The organism is Afifella aestuarii (assembly GCF_004023665.1).
GTDB lineage: Bacteria > Pseudomonadota > Alphaproteobacteria > Rhizobiales > Afifellaceae > Afifella > Afifella aestuarii.
In genome coordinates this window covers 557197-573302 of record NZ_SAUF01000001.1, presented here as the reverse complement: position 1 = coordinate 573302, position 16106 = coordinate 557197, and the positions used below count along the sequence as shown (strand labels likewise).

The 16106-nt window shown below is 64.4% G+C and carries 16 protein-coding genes; 9 read left to right on the top strand and 7 right to left on the bottom strand.

The window, feature by feature from the left end:
* Positions 1–21: 21 nt before the first annotated feature.
* Positions 22–249, top strand: a complete 228-nt coding sequence (locus tag EO094_RS18950; protein WP_128290779.1) for a DUF1902 domain-containing protein — start codon at positions 22–24, stop codon at positions 247–249.
* Here EO094_RS18950 and EO094_RS02630 read toward each other — a convergent pair.
* The 5 genes from EO094_RS02630 to rutR all read right to left on the bottom strand — a co-directional run bounded on the left by EO094_RS02630 (position 167) and on the right by rutR (position 4604).
* The gene (locus EO094_RS02630) at positions 167–1375 is read right to left on the bottom strand and encodes an NAD(P)/FAD-dependent oxidoreductase (protein WP_128290778.1); all 1209 of its coding nucleotides are present in this window, start codon (positions 1373–1375) and stop codon (positions 167–169) included. The genes EO094_RS18950 and EO094_RS02630 overlap by 83 nt on opposite strands.
* Positions 1372–2088: a methyltransferase domain-containing protein gene (locus tag EO094_RS02625; RefSeq protein WP_128290777.1), complete on the bottom strand. Its 717-nt coding sequence runs from the start codon at positions 2086–2088 to the stop codon at positions 1372–1374. Before EO094_RS02625 ends, EO094_RS02630 begins: the two co-directional genes overlap by 4 nt.
* Positions 2085–3167 carry a type III polyketide synthase gene (locus EO094_RS02620; protein WP_342772724.1) on the bottom strand — a complete coding sequence of 361 codons (1083 nt, stop codon included), beginning with the start codon at positions 3165–3167 and terminating at the stop codon, positions 2085–2087. The genes EO094_RS02625 and EO094_RS02620 overlap by 4 nt, the downstream gene beginning before the upstream one ends.
* Before the next feature lie 154 nt (positions 3168–3321).
* A complete protein-coding gene (locus tag EO094_RS02615; protein ID WP_164879527.1) occupies positions 3322–3840 on the bottom strand; it encodes a fasciclin domain-containing protein in 519 nt (172 codons plus the stop codon).
* Between the two features lie 134 nt (positions 3841–3974).
* Positions 3975–4604 carry an HTH-type transcriptional regulator RutR gene (gene rutR, locus EO094_RS02610; RefSeq protein WP_128290774.1) on the bottom strand — a complete coding sequence of 210 codons (630 nt, stop codon included), beginning with the start codon at positions 4602–4604 and terminating at the stop codon, positions 3975–3977.
* Positions 4605–4724: 120 nt separating this feature from the next.
* Between rutR and EO094_RS02605 the strand changes: the two genes are divergently transcribed.
* The 7 genes from EO094_RS02605 to EO094_RS02575 all read left to right on the top strand — a co-directional run bounded on the left by EO094_RS02605 (position 4725) and on the right by EO094_RS02575 (position 12332).
* The gene (locus EO094_RS02605) at positions 4725–5993 is read left to right on the top strand and encodes a Zn-dependent hydrolase (RefSeq protein ID WP_128290773.1); all 1269 of its coding nucleotides are present in this window, start codon (positions 4725–4727) and stop codon (positions 5991–5993) included.
* Between the two features lie 47 nt (positions 5994–6040).
* The gene (locus tag EO094_RS02600) at positions 6041–6493 is read left to right on the top strand and encodes an endonuclease domain-containing protein (protein WP_246008340.1); all 453 of its coding nucleotides are present in this window, start codon (positions 6041–6043) and stop codon (positions 6491–6493) included.
* Positions 6494–6677: 184 nt separating this feature from the next.
* Positions 6678–8132 (top strand): dihydropyrimidinase, encoded by a 1455-nt coding sequence (hydA, locus tag EO094_RS02595; protein WP_128290772.1) that lies wholly within the window; start codon positions 6678–6680, stop codon positions 8130–8132.
* Positions 8133–8191: 59 nt separating this feature from the next.
* Positions 8192–9034 (top strand): ABC transporter ATP-binding protein, encoded by an 843-nt coding sequence (locus tag EO094_RS02590; protein WP_128290771.1) that lies wholly within the window; start codon positions 8192–8194, stop codon positions 9032–9034.
* Between the two features lie 195 nt (positions 9035–9229).
* Complete coding sequence (locus EO094_RS02585; RefSeq protein ID WP_128290770.1) at positions 9230–10162, top strand: ABC transporter permease; 933 nt, start codon at positions 9230–9232, stop codon at positions 10160–10162.
* On the top strand, positions 10159–11301 hold the full coding sequence (locus tag EO094_RS02580; protein WP_128290769.1) for an ABC transporter permease: 1143 nt from the start codon (positions 10159–10161) through the stop codon (positions 11299–11301). The genes EO094_RS02585 and EO094_RS02580 overlap by 4 nt, the downstream gene beginning before the upstream one ends.
* Positions 11302–11333: 32 nt before the next feature.
* Entirely contained in the window at positions 11334–12332 is a 999-nt protein-coding gene (locus tag EO094_RS02575) for an ABC transporter substrate-binding protein (protein WP_128290768.1), read from the top strand.
* A 44-nt stretch (positions 12333–12376) separates the two neighbouring features.
* Here the strand turns inward: EO094_RS02575 and EO094_RS02570 are convergent, their stop codons facing one another.
* Both EO094_RS02570 and EO094_RS02565 read right to left on the bottom strand, forming a co-directional pair.
* Positions 12377–12910 carry an MgtC/SapB family protein gene (locus EO094_RS02570; protein ID WP_128290767.1) on the bottom strand — a complete coding sequence of 178 codons (534 nt, stop codon included), beginning with the start codon at positions 12908–12910 and terminating at the stop codon, positions 12377–12379.
* A 149-nt stretch (positions 12911–13059) separates the two neighbouring features.
* Positions 13060–15234: a malate synthase G gene (locus tag EO094_RS02565; RefSeq protein WP_128290766.1), complete on the bottom strand. Its 2175-nt coding sequence runs from the start codon at positions 15232–15234 to the stop codon at positions 13060–13062.
* Between the two features lie 148 nt (positions 15235–15382).
* Between EO094_RS02565 and EO094_RS02560 the strand changes: the two genes are divergently transcribed.
* Positions 15383–16033 (top strand): 5'-methylthioadenosine/S-adenosylhomocysteine nucleosidase, encoded by a 651-nt coding sequence (locus EO094_RS02560; protein ID WP_128291776.1) that lies wholly within the window; start codon positions 15383–15385, stop codon positions 16031–16033.
* Positions 16034–16106 lie beyond the last annotated feature (73 nt).

Here is a 16106-nt window from a genome sequence, read left to right as displayed (position 1 = left end):
ACCAAGAGCGAGGATCGACGGATGACTGAAAGCTCAACCCATTCGATCGAAATCACGGCAGACTGGGACGCTGAGGCAAGGGTGTGGGTCGCGGTCAGCGAGGACGTGCCGGGACTGGTGGTAGAGGCACGTTCCGTCGACATGATGATCTCAGAAACAGAGACGCTTATTCGCCAGCTCTTGGAACTAAACGCGCGGGAAACCCCGGCAGCACCTTCGTCTTCCCGGAAAGCCGCGCGCCGAGCGTGAGGAGGGCGGGCAGCGCTTCGATCGCGCCTCCCATCAGCCGCGCGCCAGCCGGCCTCAGAGCGAGCCCGGCGATGGCGGAAGCGGCAAGGATGCGTGCGCCGAACTGGTCGCGCCAGCGGCGGGAATAGCGGCGGCCGGCCGCATCACGTTCGGCACGTTTTGCCGGATCGATCGCTTCAAGCTCTTCGGCGAGAAGCCAAGCCGATTGCATCGCCATCGAAATCCCCTCCGCGATCACCGGATGCGATTCCCCCGCCACATTGCCGATGCGAAAGACGTCGTCCCCGTAGCGGGCGCGCATCCCCGGTCGGATAGGCCCCGCCGAAAGCCACGGCCCTTGACGTTGCGCCTCGCCGATCGCCGCGCGCAAACCGCGACAGGAGGCGAGGAGATGGCGGTGCACCGCATCCGAAGCCGAGCCGCCGCCGGTCTCCTTGCGAAGTGCTGCGAGCGCATCGCGGCGGATGCAGAGCGACAGCGAAAGCCGGCCACGATCCGCCCACACCATGCCGCCATAGCCGCCGGGAAAGACGAGAAGCGGCATCAGGTCCGGCTCCAACCTCGCCCCCGAAAAATGCGCCTTGAAGCCGAGGAGATCGGATGGAGCGTTGGTCTTCTGAAGCTGGCTCGGCAGGCCGCCCGGCTCCCAGGAACCATGGGCAGCGATGACGACCGGCGCCGACAAGGTCGCCTCCTCATTCCGCGAGGCGATCGTCACCGTGCTCTCGTCCCCGCTCGGACGCACACCGGTGGCGCGGAACGGCTGGAAGAGCGTGGCGCCGGCACGCGACGCCTCCTGCACGAGAAGATCGTCGAGCACGTCGCGACCGAGCGCCCTGCCGAATCCTTCCCCGTGCGCGGCCGGCATCCGTGCTGCCACGACGCGTTCGCCAGAGAACAGGGCGACGCGCCGCACCTCCGGTCCGGCGAGCGATCGCCATGTGCTTCCGAGGCCCAGACGGTCGATCACCGCAAGGCTGGTTGCGGAGACGAACTCGCCGCAGACTTTTCGGCGCGGGAATTCCGCCTTTTCGATAAGCGCCACCTTCCAGCCCCGGCGCGATAGCGCAATCGCCGCGGTGGAGCCCGCCGGTCCGGCGCCGAGGATGATCGCATCGAAGTTCATGCGGCCGCCACCTCGCTCCGTCGCGCCACGAAGGCCTGGGTAAAGAGCCCACGCCGCCTTTCCTGAAGCTCGAAGGGGGGCTCTTGCGGCCACAGCGCCGAAAGCTCCTCACCTGCAAAACCTGCCCGCACACTCACCGCCGCATCATGGCGCGTGACGTCGTTCGCCCCGATCGCCCAAAGCATCCCCGCCGAGAGGAGAGGCAGCGAACCGCGGAGCGGCTCCGTCGTGACGAAGACCGGCGCGATCTGGGAAAGACCGGCAAACAGACGGCAAAGCTCGCCGTCGTTGAAATGGTGCAGGAAGAGGTTCGCCGTGACCGCGTCGAAGCTCTGGTCCGCATTTTCATCCAGATAGGCGAAGACATCGGCCTGGACGGGCCGCACCTTCCAGCCGAGCGCGCCGAAGGCGGCAACGCTCGTATCGCTCACGAGATGCAGTCGGTCGACGAGAACGAGTTCGATATCCCGCCAATCGGGCGCGAGCCTTTCGGCGACTTTCAGCATGAACGTCCCATCGCCGGCGCCGATCTCCAGGATGCGCCGCGGCGGCTTTACGAGGTTTGCACGCAACAAACTCGCGGTGATCCGGGCCTGCGCCATGATCGCATTGACCCGCTTCAGGTCGCGCCGCGAGGCAACCGCCCGCGGGTCCGTCTCCGGAAGCTGGTCGAGGATTTCCGGTTCGATCTGCCTAAGGGCGAGGCCGCTCATGGCTGCCGTCCGACGGCTTCAAAGCGCATCGTCTCCGCCGTCAGACCTGGGCCGAAGGCCATGCCGCAGCCCCGCTCCCCGGCCTTTGCCGTCGCCAGCATCTTTTCCAGCACGAACATGACGGTCGCCGAAGACATGTTGCCATTGTCGCGCAGAACCGCCCGCGAGCGATCGAGGGCATGCGCGTCCAGAGCGAGCGCCCGCTGCACCGCATCGAGCACGGAGCGTCCACCCGGATGCACCGCCCAGAGGTCGATCTCATCGACCGCCGTGTTGCCCAAAACCTCCCGCTGACGGCCCCCGAGCAATTCATGAATGACCGCCGGCACACGGCCCGAGAGCACCATGTCGAAACCGTCGTCGCGCACGTTCCAGGTCATCAATTCGCGGTTGTCGGCAGCAAGGAGCGTGCGAAAACTGTCGAGCCGAAGGCCAGTGGGATCAGCCGAGACGAGCGAGGCGGCGCAGCCGTCGCCCCAGAGGCAGAAGGAGAGAAGCGCCTCCATGTCGACGGTGTCTTTCAGGTGCAGCGTGCAGAGCTCGATGTTGACGACGAGAACCCGCGCTTCCGGTTCGGAGCGCACGATGTGGCGGGCGAGTTTCAGCGCGTTGAGCGCCGCATAGCAGCCCATGAAGCCGACGAGCGTGCGCTCCACCGATTGCGCAAGGCCGCAGCGCGCGACAATTTCGAGATCGATGCCGGGCGCGGAAAAACCGGTGCAGCTCGTCACGATGAGATGCGTGACGCGGTCGCGCTCCTCTTCGAGATCGAGCCGCTCAACGGCAATCTCCGCGAGGTCCGGCGCATGGCTCTCATAAAGGTCCATGCGCTGCGCCGTTCCCGGAAACGCACCGCGCAGGAAAATACCGCCCGCATCGACCTTGATGCCTTCGGGGTCCTCGGCCGGAGCTACACAGGAATAGCGGTGCTCGATACCGCCCTTGTCGGCCATCCGCGAAAAGATGGCCCGCTGGCGCGGAGCGTCCTTCAGCTGCGCCGCGGCAAAGCCAAGGAAATAACGGTGCACGTCGTTGGCGGGCACCGCCGTCGCAATGCGGTTGATATAGGCTTCGGCCAAAATGCCCTCGATGCGATCGAATTGCCGTCTTCGGCAAAGTTAACTAGCGCCCCCGAGAACAGGACAAAGGCAAACGCCGCCCGATTTTCTTTATCCGGCTGTCACAACGGCGCCCATGAACTGCACTTTTTTTGGCAAGCCGCTCGGAATGCTTCTATTCCGCGCCGCTGGCCGGCACGATCAGCCCTTCCGGCACCAGCACCTTGTCGATGACGTCGATCAGGCCATTGCTGGCCGCGATATCGGCCTTGCGAATGCGCGCCTCGCCGACCATCAGCTGATCGCCAATCGAGGTCACGGTCAGCTTGGAGCCATCGAGGGTTTCGACCTCCGTCTCCCCGTCGAAGGATTTCGTCGGCAGCGCCGCCTCCACGATATGGTGGCGCAAGAGAGCGGCGAGCGTCTCCTTGCTGTCCGGCTTCTTCAGCATTTCTGCAAGCTCGCTCGGCAATTGCTCGAAGGCGACATTGTCAGGCGCGAGCAGGGTCAGTGGCTCATCGCCCTGCAGCGTTTCCTTGAGGCCGGCCGTCTCGATGGCCTCTGCCAGAGAGGAAAGCTCCGGCCGGGTCTCGATCGCACCCCACAGATCCGCTTCGGCGGCAAGCGCAGGCGCACTTTGAAGCCCGAGGCCGACAACAGCAGCAGCGGCCAGAATTTTCAGATGATTGCGCACGATATCCTCCCTCGTTACGGGATCAACGGCGCGGGCCGGAACCCGTTCGATGGGTGCAGTCATATTTGCGCGAGGCGTCTTTCTGACGACCACAAGGAGGCGGAGGTGAGGCGCGCCCCGGTCAGCCCACCCCGTCAGCGTGGCAGGAGGCCCTCGAGAACCACCCGCCGCACGGTCTCGGCCGCGGTGTCGAAACGCGTCTCGTCGTCGGAGGCGAGCACCGCACGCACCTGGACATCGAAATCGGCGTAATGCTGGGTCGTCGCCCAGATCATGAAAATGAGATGGCGGGGATCGACCGGACGGAGGCGGCCGGCGGCGATCCAATCGGCGATGATGCGCGATTTTTCATCGACGATCGCCTTCAACGGCCCGTGAAGGAATTCGGTGATGGCGCCGCCGCCCTGCAGGATCTCGCTCGCAAAAAGCCGCGACGCCGCCGGATTGTCGCGCGACATGGCGATCTTGGCGTCGATATAGCGCGACAGCTCTTCGGCCGGATCGCCGTCGGCCTTCATCGTGGCAAGCGGGGCGAGCCATTGCGTCAGCGTCTCTTCGAGCACCGCCACGTAAAGGCTCTTCTTGCGCGGGAAGTAATAAAGAAGATTGGGCTTCGACATGCCGGCCTTTTCGGCGATCTCGTCGAGCGTGGCGCCACGATAACCATAGGCGGAAAAGACGGAAAGCGCTGCCTGCAGAATGGCTTCGCGATTGACGGTCTGAATGCGCGTTCTCTTCCTCTTGGAGATGGCATCATCCAGCATCTTTGCCCCGCCCGAACGGATGCCTACTTGCTAGGCAGTCAGTCCAGCTTTTCGCCTTGACCGTAAATTAAGCCACACCTAGCGTGAGATTTGACCATTTAGTCAAGTTTTCTGCCCCGCATGGCAGAAACCACAGGGGGGAATGCTGTGGACTCCAATCTGCGGATCAATGCCGACCGGCTTTGGAATTCCATTCACGAAATGGCCGAGATCGGACCGGGCCTGCGCGGGGGCAACAACCGCCAGACCTTGACCGATGACGACGCCGAGGGCCGTCGCCTGTTCAAGACATGGTGCGACGAGGCCGGGCTCACGATGGGCATCGACGAGATGGGGACGATGTTCGCCCGTCGCGAAGGCACGGACCCGGACGCCCTGCCCGTCTATGTCGGCTCGCATCTCGATACACAGCCGACTGGCGGCCGCTATGACGGCGTTCTGGGCGTGCTCGGCGCGCTTGAGGCCGTGCGCTCGCTCAACGATCTCAACATCAAGACGAAGCACCCGATCGTCGTCGTCAACTGGACGAACGAGGAAGGTGCGCGCTTCGCCCCGGCGATGCTCGCCTCCGGCGTGTTCGCCGGCGTGCACACGCTCGATTACGCCTATGGCCGCAAGGATCTCGAAGGCAAGACCTTCGGCGAGGAGCTCGCCCGCATCGGCTGGAAGGGCGACGAAAAAGTCGGCGCGCGCAAAATGCACGCCTATTACGAATTGCATATCGAGCAGGGCCCGATCCTCGAAGCCGAGAAGAAGGAAATCGGCGTCGTCACCCATTGCCAGGGTCTTTGGTGGCTCGAATTCACGCTGACCGGCAAGGAGGCCCATACCGGCTCCACGCCGATGGCGATGCGCGTCAATGCCGGCCTCGCCATGGCCCGCATTTTCGAGATGGTGCAGAAGGTGGCGATGGACGCCCAGCCGAACGCCGTCGGCGGTGTCGGCCAGGTGACGTTCCAGCCGAACTCGCGCAACGTCCTGCCCGGCAAGGTCGTCTTCACCGTCGATATCCGCACCGTCGATCAGGAAAAGCTCGACGGCATGCGCGCCCGCATCGAGAAGGAGGCGGCCGCGATCTGCGCCGAGATCGGCGTCGGCTGCGAGGTGGAGGCGGTTGGCCATTTCGATCCGGTCACCTTCACGCCCGAGCTCGTCGCCACCGTGCGCAAGGCCGCCGAAACGCTCGGTTACGCCCACATGGACATCGTGTCGGGCGCCGGCCACGACGCCTGCTGGGCGGCAAAAGTCGCCCCCGCCACCATGGTCATGTGCCCCTGCGTCGACGGCCTGTCGCACAATGAAGACGAAGACATCTCCAAGGAATGGGCCGAGGCCGGCGCCAATGTCCTCTTCCACGCAGTGCTCGAAACGGCGGAGATTGTGAGCTGAGCGGCACTCACTGCCGAAGCGTTCGGGCTCAGGGAGGATCGGATGAGATGTTCGGTACGGTCTCCTTCGACCCCCACCCCTATCCCCTCCCCACAAGGGGGAGGGGGATATGCCGTGCTTGTCGGGTCATGCCGATGACACCCTCCACGATCGAACCTCGGACGATCGGCCTGGCGCGCGCATTCCGGCGCGACATGACGCTCGGCGAGAGGAAGCTATGGAACGAGCTGCGCGAGCTTCGCCGGCTCCATGGGGTTCACGTGCGAAGGCAGGCACCGATAGGGCCGTATATCGCCGACTTTTCCGTTCACTCCGAGAAGCTCGTCATCGAAGTGGATGGCCACCATCATCTCCACAGCAGAACCGCTGCGAGAGATCGCACGAGAGATGCGTGGCTGAAAACTCAAGGATATCGCATCCTGCGCTTTTCGACCGCCGAGATCGATGAAGCCTTCGACGGATGCGTGGAGGAAATCCTGCGGGAGCTGGGGATTGCATGAGAAGAGAGATCCCGTTTTCCGCGCGAAGCGCCGATCTCGAGGGAGAGCCCCAGCCACAGACAAAGCCTCGATTGCAGAAGCTGGGCGGGGCAGAGTGGTCATCCCTCCCCCTTGTGGGGAGGGAATGAGGGTGGGGGTCTTCGGAGTGCAAGTCCGGAAAAGAGTTTAGGGGAGCAAGAGCGCCATGACCAAGATCATCAAGGGCGGCACGGTCGTCACCGCTGACCGCACCTACAAGGCCGACGTCTTCATCCAGCACGACAAGATCGTGGCGATCGGCCCCGATCTCAATCACGACGCCGATCACGTGATCGATGCGACCGGCTGCTACGTGATGCCGGGCGGCATCGACCCGCACACCCATATGGAAATGCCCTTCATGGGCACGCATTCGACCGACGATTTCGATTCCGGCACGGCCGCGGCGCTTGCCGGCGGCACCACGATGACGGTCGATTTCTGCCTGCCGGCGCCGAACCAGGGCCTCATCGACGCGCTCCAGCAATGGTACCAGAAGGCCGGCAAGGCGCGCACCGACTATTCCTTCCACATGGCCATCACCTGGTGGGACAAGCAGGTCTTCGACGAGATGCCGAAGGTCGTCGCGCAGGGCATCAACACCTTCAAGCATTTCATGGCCTACAAGGGCTCCTTGATGGTGAACGACGACGAGATGTTCGCTTCCTTCTCCCGCTGCGCGGAGATCGGGGCTATGCCGCTCGTCCATGCCGAGAACGGCGATGTCGTCGCCTTCCTGCAGCAAAAACTCCTCGCCGAAGGCAACAACGGCCCGGAAGCCCACGGCTTTTCGCGCCCGCCGGAAGTCGAGGGCGAGGCCGCCAACCGCGCCATCATGATCGCCGATCAGGCGGGCGTGCCGCTTTATATCGTGCATGTCTCCTGCGAGCAGACGCATGAGGCGATCCGCCGGGCGCGCCAGAAGGGCATGCGCGTCTTCGGCGAACCCCTCATCCAGCATCTTCTCCTCGACGAGACGGAATATCTGAACGACGATTGGGACTATGCCGCCCGCCGGGTGATGTCGCCCCCCTTCCGCAGCAAGGATCATCAGAACTCGCTCTGGGCGGGGCTTGCCGCGGGTTCTCTCCAGGTCGTCGCCACCGACCATTGCGCCTTCACCACGGAGCAGAAGCGCATGGGGCTCGGCGATTTCACAAAAATCCCGAACGGCACCGGCGGCATCGAGGAGCGTCTGCCGCTTCTGTGGACCTATGGCGTCCGGACGGGCCGGCTGACGATGAACGAATTCGTCGCCGCCACCTCCACCAACATCGCCAAGATCCTCAACATCTATCCGCGGAAGGGCGCGATCGTCGAAAGGGCTGATGCCGACATCATCATCTGGGATCCCGAGGCGACGAAGACGATCACCGCAGGGAGCCAGAAATCGGCGATCGACTACACGGTCTTCGAGGGCATGCCCGTGCATGGACTGCCGCGGATGACCCTGTCGCGCGGCCGCGTCGCCTACGAGGAGGGTGAGGTGAAGGCCGGCACCGGCGACGGTCGCTTCGTGGAGCGCCCGGCCAATCCGCCGGTTGCGAAAGCGCTGTCGACATGGAAAGAGCTCACGGCCCCGCGCCGCGTGGAGCGCGCCGGCATTCCGGCCGGTGTTTGAGGAGCCACATGCACAACGCCTCTTTCATCCCATCAACGCCTTCGGGAGCCTAGAGGCCCATGGTCGAAGCTGACACCACACCCGCAACGGCCGCAAGGAGCGCGCCCCCCAAACCGGCGCATACCGGCGCGGTCATCGCCGCGTCCGGTCTCTCGCTCACCTTTCAGACGGCCGACGGCCCCGTCCAGGCGCTTGCCGACATCGACCTTGCGATCCATCGCGGCGAATTCGTCTCGCTGATCGGCCCGTCCGGTTGCGGCAAGACCACCTTGCTGCGCGTCATCGCGGATCTCGAACAGCCGACTTCGGGCGAGATCACCGTCAACGGCGTCTCGCCCGATGCGGCGCGCCGCGAACGCTCCTACGGCTATGTCTTTCAGTCCGCGGCGCTTTATCCCTGGCGCACCATCGCCAAGAACGTCGCTCTGCCGCTCGAAATCATGGGGCTGCCGAAGGCGGAACAGCAGAAGCGGGTCAAAAAGAACCTCGATCTCGTCAACCTGGCGGGGTTTGAGCGCAAATTCCCCTGGCAGCTTTCCGGCGGCATGCAGCAGCGCGCCTCCATCGCCCGCGCGCTCGCCGTGGAGCCGGATCTTCTCCTCATGGACGAGCCTTTTGGCGCGCTCGACGAGATCGTCCGCGATCACCTCAACGAACAGCTCCTGCAGCTCTGGGCCAAGACCAACAAGACCATCGTCTTCGTCACCCATTCGATCCCCGAAGCGGTCTTCCTGTCCTCGAAGATCGTCGTCATGTCTCCGCGCCCGGGCCGCATCTACGACGTCATCGATTGCGGCCTGCCCCGCGACCGCGGCCTCGACATCCGCGAAACGCCGGAATTCCTGGCAATCGCCCACCGCGTCCGCGAAGGCCTCCGCGCCGGCCATTCCTATGAGGACTGAGATGTCGGAGAGCGACCTTGAGATCGATCCGACCGGAGCGTTTTTGCGCTCACAAGCCGGCCTGAAACAGCGGGGCGGCGGCGACGCAATTGGCGTCCCCCTCCCCCTTGTGGGGAGGGGACGGGGGTGGGGGTCGAACGAAGACCTGAAGGCGGCCGCTTGTCCGCCCGAAAGCCCAGTCGGAGAGCCCCGCCTATGAGTGAGATCGCGGAGCCCGGTGGCGGGGTCGGTTATGCGCCGCGGGTTTGGGTTCAGCGCATCTTCGCTGGCCAGACGGGCCCGGTTCTCGTTGTCGTCGCAGCGCTCATTCTCGTCTGGTATGCGGGCGCGATCTATCTCAACGCCCCGCAGCAGATCGACCGCGACCGACGCGCCGGCATCGAACGCAGTTTCATCGACTTCGCCGCCGCGACCTACGCCCAGGAGCGCCCGGTCCTGCCCGCCCCGCATCAGGTGGCCGCGGAAATCTGGAAGACGACCGTCGAGGTGAAGCCGACCTCGAAGCGCAGCCTCGTCTATCACGGCTGGGTGACGCTCGCCTCCACCCTCACCGGCTTCGGCATCGGCACGCTTCTCGGCATCGTGCTTGCCATCGGCATCGTCTCCTCGCGCACGCTCGACAAGAGCCTCATGCCCTGGATCATCACCTCGCAAACGATCCCGATCCTGGCGATCGCGCCGATGATCGTCGTCGTCCTCGGATCGCTCGACGTCCCGCCGATCTGGGCGAAAGGCACCGTCTCCGCCTATCTCGCCTTCTTCCCCGTCGCCGTCGGCATGGTGAAGGGGCTGAGATCGCCCGACCCGATGCTGCTCGATCTGATGCGCACCTATTCGGCGAGCCCGACACAGACAATGGCGAAGCTGCGCCTGCCGGCCGCGATGCCCTTCCTGTTTGCGAGCCTCAAAGTCGCGATCGCTATTTCGCTGGTCGGTGCGATCGTCGGCGAAATGCCGACCGGCGCCCGCGCCGGGCTCGGCGCCCGCCTCCTCTCCGGCTCCTATTACGGCCAGACGGTGCAGATCTGGTCCGCCCTCCTCGTCGCGGCCTTCATGGCAGCGATCCTCGTCACCATCGTCGGTATCGCCGACCGCATGGTGCTGCGCCGCATGGGGGTGAAAGCGTGAGCGCAGCCCATGTCACCGCCGAGCGGCCGCAAAGCCAGGGTGCGTTTCTTCTCACCTTTCTGGCGGCGATCTTTGCCATCGTCGCGCTGCCGCTGCCGGTTGCGGAAGGCGGTTCGCGCGTCGCCGGCTCCTCGCTCCTGCTCGCCTCCCTCCTCCTCGTCGTCCCGACGACGGGCTGGCCGCGCATCGTGGGCTTGCGCCTTCTTCTCAACGCCGTCATCGCAACCGCCGCTTTCGGCCTTCTCTTGGCGCTTCTGTCGACCGTCGAAGGGCGGGCGGGCCTCGGTTATTGGGCGGCATTGACGGCGAGCGCGCTTCTCACCGTGCAGGTGATGCGCGATCTCGCGCGCCTGACGGAAGGCCGGCCGACGCCTTTGCGCCGCGCCTTCTCGCTCGCCGTACCCGTCGTCTTCGGATTGTGGCTCCTGATCTTGTGCGAATGCCTGGTGCGCGGCTTCGGCGTGCCGCCGGTGCTGTTGCCGCCGCCGAGCGCGATTGCCGTCACCTTTGCCTCCTCGCTTCCCACGCTCTGGGCCGATTTCAGGCAGACGTTTTTGAAAGCGGTCATTGCCGGCTATGCGATGGGCTGCGGTGCGGGCTTTCTCCTCGCCCTTCTCGTCGACCGCGTGCCCTTCCTGAAGCGGGGGCTCCTGCCCGTCGGCAACCTCGTCTCGGCACTTCCGATCGTCGGCATCGCCCCGATCATGGTGATGTGGTTCGGCTTCGACTGGCCGTCGAAGGCGGCCGTCGTCGTCGTCATGACCTTCTTTCCGATGCTGGTGAACACGGTTTCGGGCCTCAACGCGGCCGGCGCCATGGAGCGCGACCTCATGCGCACCTATGCGGCGACCCACACCCAGTCGCTCATCAAGCTGCGCCTGCCGGCGGCGCTGCCCTTCATCTTCAACGCCCTCAAGATCAACTCCACCCTCGCCCTCATTGGCGCGATTGTTGCAGAGTTTTTTGGCACGCCGATCGTCGGCATGGGTTTCCGCATTTCGACCGAAGTCGGGCGCATGAACATCGACATGGTCTGGGCGGAGATCACCGTAGCGGCGATCGCCGGATCGCTCTTTTACGGCCTCGTCGCCATGATCGAGCGGGCGCTGACATTCTGGCATCCGTCCTATCGCCATTAGGGCGGCGGCCCCAAAAAGAGAGGGAGAATGGTATGAAGCGAGTTTTGGCAGCTCTCGGACTGGCCGTCGGCATGTCCGCCGTCGCCGCCGGCCCCGCGGCTGCGGACGACAATGTCGTCCTGCAGCTTAAATGGGTCACGCAGGCCCAGTTCGGCGGCTATTACGTGGCCCAGGACAAGGGCTTTTACGAAGAGGCCGGCCTTGATGTCGAAATCAAGCCGGGCGGCCCCGACATCGCGCCCGAACAGGTGATCGCCGGCGGCGGCGCCGATGTCATCGTCGACTGGATGCCGGCCGCCCTTGCGGCCCGCGAGCGCGGCGTCCCCCTCGTCAACATCGCCCAGCCCTTTGCGAAATCCGGCATGGAACTCACCTGCCTCAAAGAGACCGGCATCACCAAGCCGGAGGATTTCAAAGGCAAGACGCTCGGGGTCTGGTTCTTCGGCAACGAATATCCGTTCCTGTCCTGGATGAGCCATCTCGACATCCCGACGACGGGCGGCGAGGACGGCGTCACCGTCATCAAGCAGGGCTTCAACGTCGATCCGCTGATCCAGAAGCAGGCCGATTGCATCTCCACGATGACCTACAACGAATACTGGCAGGTGATCGACGCCGGCATCCCGGAAGATGAACTCGTCGTCTTCAAATACGAGGATCAGGGCGTGGCGACTCTCGAGGACGGCCTCTACGTCATGGAGGAGAATCTTCAAGATCCCGAATTCGTCGACAAGATGGCCCGCTTCGTGAAGGCCTCCATGAAGGGCTGGGACTATGCCCGAGAGCACCCGGACGAGGCGGCCGAGATCGTGCTCGACAACGACGACACCGGCGCCCAGACGGAAAAGCACCAGAAGCGCATGATGCGCGAAATCAACAAGCTGACCGAAGGCTCCGACGGCACGCTCAATGTCGAAGATTACGACCGCACCGTGAAGACGCTGCTCGAAGGCGGTTCCGACCCGGTCATCACCAAGGAGCCGGAAGGCGCCTACACGACCAAGGTCACCGACAAGATGAAGGAGATGTGAGCCGGGCTCACGTCACATCGCGCGCATGACAATGAAAGGGAGGCTCAGGCCTCCCTTTTTTCTTCCCCGCCGGCACGGCTGTCCCCATCACCCTCATCGCCAGGCACTTTCGCAGAGACGATCCTGAGCGCCAGGATAATGAAAAGCCCGATCCCCGCCCCAAGCATGGCGATGATGCCGTAACCGAGGCCGGCTGCGGCGCCGATTGCTCCCGACAGCCACATGCCCGCGCCCGTCGTCAGCCCCTCGACCCGGCCGCGCGAATGCAAAATCACACCGGCGGCAAGAAAGGCGACGCCCGCCGTGATGGAATCGATGAGCCGGATCGGGTCTGAGCGCACATTGTCGCCCGCCCCCTCGAAAAGGTCGACGATCTCCAGCGTCAAAACCGCAAACGTCGCAGCCGCAAGCGCCGTCACCATATGCGTGCGCAGACCCGCGGGCTTTTCCTGCCACTCGCGTTCAAGACCGAGAATCGCCCCGAGCACGGCCGCCAAAATGAGCCGTGCCGCGATGACCGCGACAGGCGTCGTCGTGGTCTCGAACAGACCATTCAGGGCCAGGCTCAGTTCCTCCATGCCGCTCCTCCTCGCCGTTCCTCAGACAGGAAGCGAACACATGTCTTGCGCTCCGGTTGCCTCGCCCATCGACCGGCAGAGCGCCCGAAACGAAAACGGCAGGTCCTTCGACCTGCCGTTTCCTCATCCCTCAATCTACCGCGGTGCGCTCAGCTCTGTTTCGCCTTCGCCTCGATGCGCCGACGATAAAGGATGGGCTCGGTGTAACCGGAGGGCTGCACGCGGCCATTGAGCACCAGATCCTTGGCCGCCTGGAAGGCGACGCTGTCGTCGTAATTCGGCGCCATCGGCCGGTAGCTCGGATCGCCCTCGTTCTGGCGGTCGACGACCTTCGCCATGCGCTCCAGCGTCTCCACGATCTGCGTTTCGCTGACCACGCCATGGTGAAGCCAGTTCGCCATATGCTGAGACGAGATGCGCAGAGTTGCGCGATCTTCCATCAGCCCGACATCGTTGATGTCCGGCACTTTCGAGCAGCCGACGCCCTGATCGATCCAGCGCACGACATAGCCGAGAATGCCCTGCGCGTTGTTGTCGAGCTCGGCCTGGATCTCTTCGTCCGTCCAGTTCGGGCTCTCGGCGACCGGAATGGTGAGGATGTCGTCGAGGCTCGCTTTCTCGCGGTTCTTCAATTCCGCCTGGCGCTCGAGCACGTCGACCTTGTGGTAGTGGATCGCATGCAGCGTCGCCGCCGTCGGCGACGGCACCCAGGCTGTGTCGGCGCCGGCCTGCGGATGGCCGATCTTCTGCTCCAGCATCGCCGCCATCTTGTCCGGCATCGCCCACATGCCCTTGCCGATCTGCGCGCGGCCTCGAAGCCCGCAGGCAAGGCCCACATCGACGTTCCAATCCTCATAGGCGCGGATCCAGGCAGAGCCCTTCATGTCGCCCTTGCGGATCATCGGGCCGGCTTCCATCGAGGTGTGGATCTCGTCGCCGGTGCGGTCGAGGAAGCCGGTATTGATGAAGACGACGCGGTTCTTCGCGGCGCGGATGCATTCCTTGAGGTTGACGGTGGTGCGCCGCTCCTCGTCCATGATGCCCATCTTCAAAGTGTTGCGCGGCAGGCCGAGCGCATCCTCCACACGCCCGAAGAGCGTGTCGGAGAAAGCGACCTCGAAGGGGCCGTGCATCTTCGGCTTGACGATGTAGACCGAGCCCGTGCGGCTGTTGCCGCGTTTGCCGTTCGGCCCGATGTCGTGCAGCGCGATCAGGCTCGTGCACATGGCGTCGAGCATGCCTTCGAAGACCTCGTCGCCGTTCGCGTCGAGCACCGCGGGCGTCGTCATCAGATGCCCGGAATTGCGCACGAGCATCAAGGAACGGCCGGGCAGGACGAGCTCCGATCCGTCGGGCGCGGTATAACGCCGATCCTCGTTGAGCGCGCGGGTCTTCGTCTCGCCGCCCTTTTGGAAGGAAGCGGTGAGATCGCCCTTCATCAGGCCGAGCCAGTTACGATAGACGAGCGTCTTGTCCTCGCCGTCGACCGCGGCAACCGAATCCTCGCAATCCTGGATGGTGGTGACGGCTGATTCGAGAATCACGTCGGCGATGCCGGCCTGATCGGTGCCGCCGATCGGGTGATCGCGGTTGATGACGATCTCAGCATGCAGATGGTGATTCGCAAGAAGGACGGCCGAGGGCGAACCCGTCTCGCCGCGGAAACCCGCAAACTGCTCCGGCGCTTTGAGGCGGACGGAGCGGCCCTCATCCATCCAGACCGCGAGCGCCTGGTCCTGCACGGACAGTCCCTTCGCGTTGCGCCAGCTATCGCCGTCGAGCGGGAAGCATTCATCGAGGAAACCGCGGGCGTAGGCGATCACCTTCTCACCGCGCTTCGGATTGTAACCGCTGCCGATCTCCGCCCCGTCGTCTTCGGAGATCGCATCGGTGCCGTAAAGCGCGTCGTAGAGCGAACCCCAGCGCGCATTGGCGGCGTTGAGCGCATAGCGCGCATTCATCACCGGAACGACGAGCTGCGGGCCCGCGATGGTGGTGATTTCGCGATCGACATTGTCGGTCTCGACGGTGACCTCGCCGCGCTCCGGCTGCAGATAGCCGAGCTCACGCAGGAAGGCGGTATATTCGGCCGCTGAGCTACCCTTGCCGCGACGCTGGCGATGCCAGTCGTCGATGCGCGCCTGCAGCCGCTCGCGCTCGGCCAGGAGTGCGCGGTTCTTCGGGGTGAGATCGCGCACGATCGCCGCGAAGGAATCCCAGAATGTCTCCGGCGCGATGCCTGTGCCGGCCAGAGCCTCGTTGTTGATGAAATCATAAAGCGGGCGGGCAACCTTCAGTCCCCCGGCCTCGACACGGTCACTCATGACGCATCCCCCTGTTCTCGCCCTCCGGTCGCTTGCCAACGTCCGGAGCATGGTGTTGTTGCCGTGTGATCTAAGGAATTTTCCATTCTGTCAAACTGGCGGAAAGGCTGAAAGGCGGGGTTCGAAGGTGTCAGAGCCGAAAATCGAAATGGTCGGAGGCTTCGGCCTCCTCTTCATCATGGCGACTGAGCAGGAATATCGCAGCGAGCTGCGGGCACGCATTCGCCCCCTGATCACCGGCGTCGGCCCGGTGGAAGCCGCCGTCGCCACCACGGCCTTCCTCGCCCGAATGAAGCCCGAGGAACGCCCGGATCTCCTCGTCTCCATCGGCAGTGCCGGCTCCAGAGCGCTCGAACAGGGCGCGGTCTATCAGGCGAGCCACATCAGCTTCCGCGATATGGATGCCTCGCCTCTCGGCTTCGAGAAGGGCCGCACGCCCTTCCTCGATCTTCCGGCGGAAATTGCGATCCCGCAGCAGATCGGCGACGTCGCCGCCGCCAGGCTCTCGACCGGCTCCAACATCGTCTCCGGCGCCGCCTATGATCTCATCGATGCGGACATGGTCGACATGGAAGGCTTTGCGGTGATGCGCGCCGGCCATGCTTTCGACCTGCCGACGATCGCCCTCAAAGGCATCAGCGACGGCAAGGCGGACCTCCGCCATTTCCGCGATTGGGCCGACTATTTGGAGGCCGTCGATGAGTCTCTCGCAAAGGTGATCGACCGGCTGGAGGGCGCCATCGCCGCCATGGATCGCGCCTACTGGACGCAATTGCCACATCGCACGGCGGCGCGCTGAAAGCCCGCTATGCGCGAGGTTTCGCCAGGAGCTGCTTTACCGACATAGCGGCGCCCCCTATGCTCGCCCGACG

Excerpts from the sequence above, each read along its gene's own strand:
- EO094_RS18950 (WP_128290779.1), top strand. The coding sequence starts at position 22 with ATGACTGAAAGCTCAACCCATTCGATCGAAATCACGGCAGACTGGGAC.
- EO094_RS02630 (WP_128290778.1), bottom strand. The coding sequence starts at position 1,375 with ATGAACTTCGATGCGATCATCCTCGGCGCCGGACCGGCGGGCTCCACC.
- EO094_RS02625 (WP_128290777.1), bottom strand. The coding sequence starts at position 2,088 with ATGAGCGGCCTCGCCCTTAGGCAGATCGAACCGGAAATCCTCGACCAG.
- rutR (WP_128290774.1), bottom strand. The coding sequence starts at position 4,604 with ATGCTGGATGATGCCATCTCCAAGAGGAAGAGAACGCGCATTCAGACC.
- EO094_RS02605 (WP_128290773.1), top strand. The coding sequence starts at position 4,725 with ATGGCAGAAACCACAGGGGGGAATGCTGTGGACTCCAATCTGCGGATC.
- EO094_RS02600 (WP_246008340.1), top strand. The coding sequence starts at position 6,041 with ATGTTCGGTACGGTCTCCTTCGACCCCCACCCCTATCCCCTCCCCACA.
- hydA (WP_128290772.1), top strand. The coding sequence starts at position 6,678 with ATGACCAAGATCATCAAGGGCGGCACGGTCGTCACCGCTGACCGCACC.
- EO094_RS02590 (WP_128290771.1), top strand. The coding sequence starts at position 8,192 with ATGGTCGAAGCTGACACCACACCCGCAACGGCCGCAAGGAGCGCGCCC.
- EO094_RS02585 (WP_128290770.1), top strand. The coding sequence starts at position 9,230 with ATGAGTGAGATCGCGGAGCCCGGTGGCGGGGTCGGTTATGCGCCGCGG.
- EO094_RS02575 (WP_128290768.1), top strand. The coding sequence starts at position 11,334 with ATGAAGCGAGTTTTGGCAGCTCTCGGACTGGCCGTCGGCATGTCCGCC.
- EO094_RS02570 (WP_128290767.1), bottom strand. The coding sequence starts at position 12,910 with ATGGAGGAACTGAGCCTGGCCCTGAATGGTCTGTTCGAGACCACGACG.
- EO094_RS02565 (WP_128290766.1), bottom strand. The coding sequence starts at position 15,234 with ATGAGTGACCGTGTCGAGGCCGGGGGACTGAAGGTTGCCCGCCCGCTT.
- EO094_RS02560 (WP_128291776.1), top strand. The coding sequence starts at position 15,383 with ATGGTCGGAGGCTTCGGCCTCCTCTTCATCATGGCGACTGAGCAGGAA.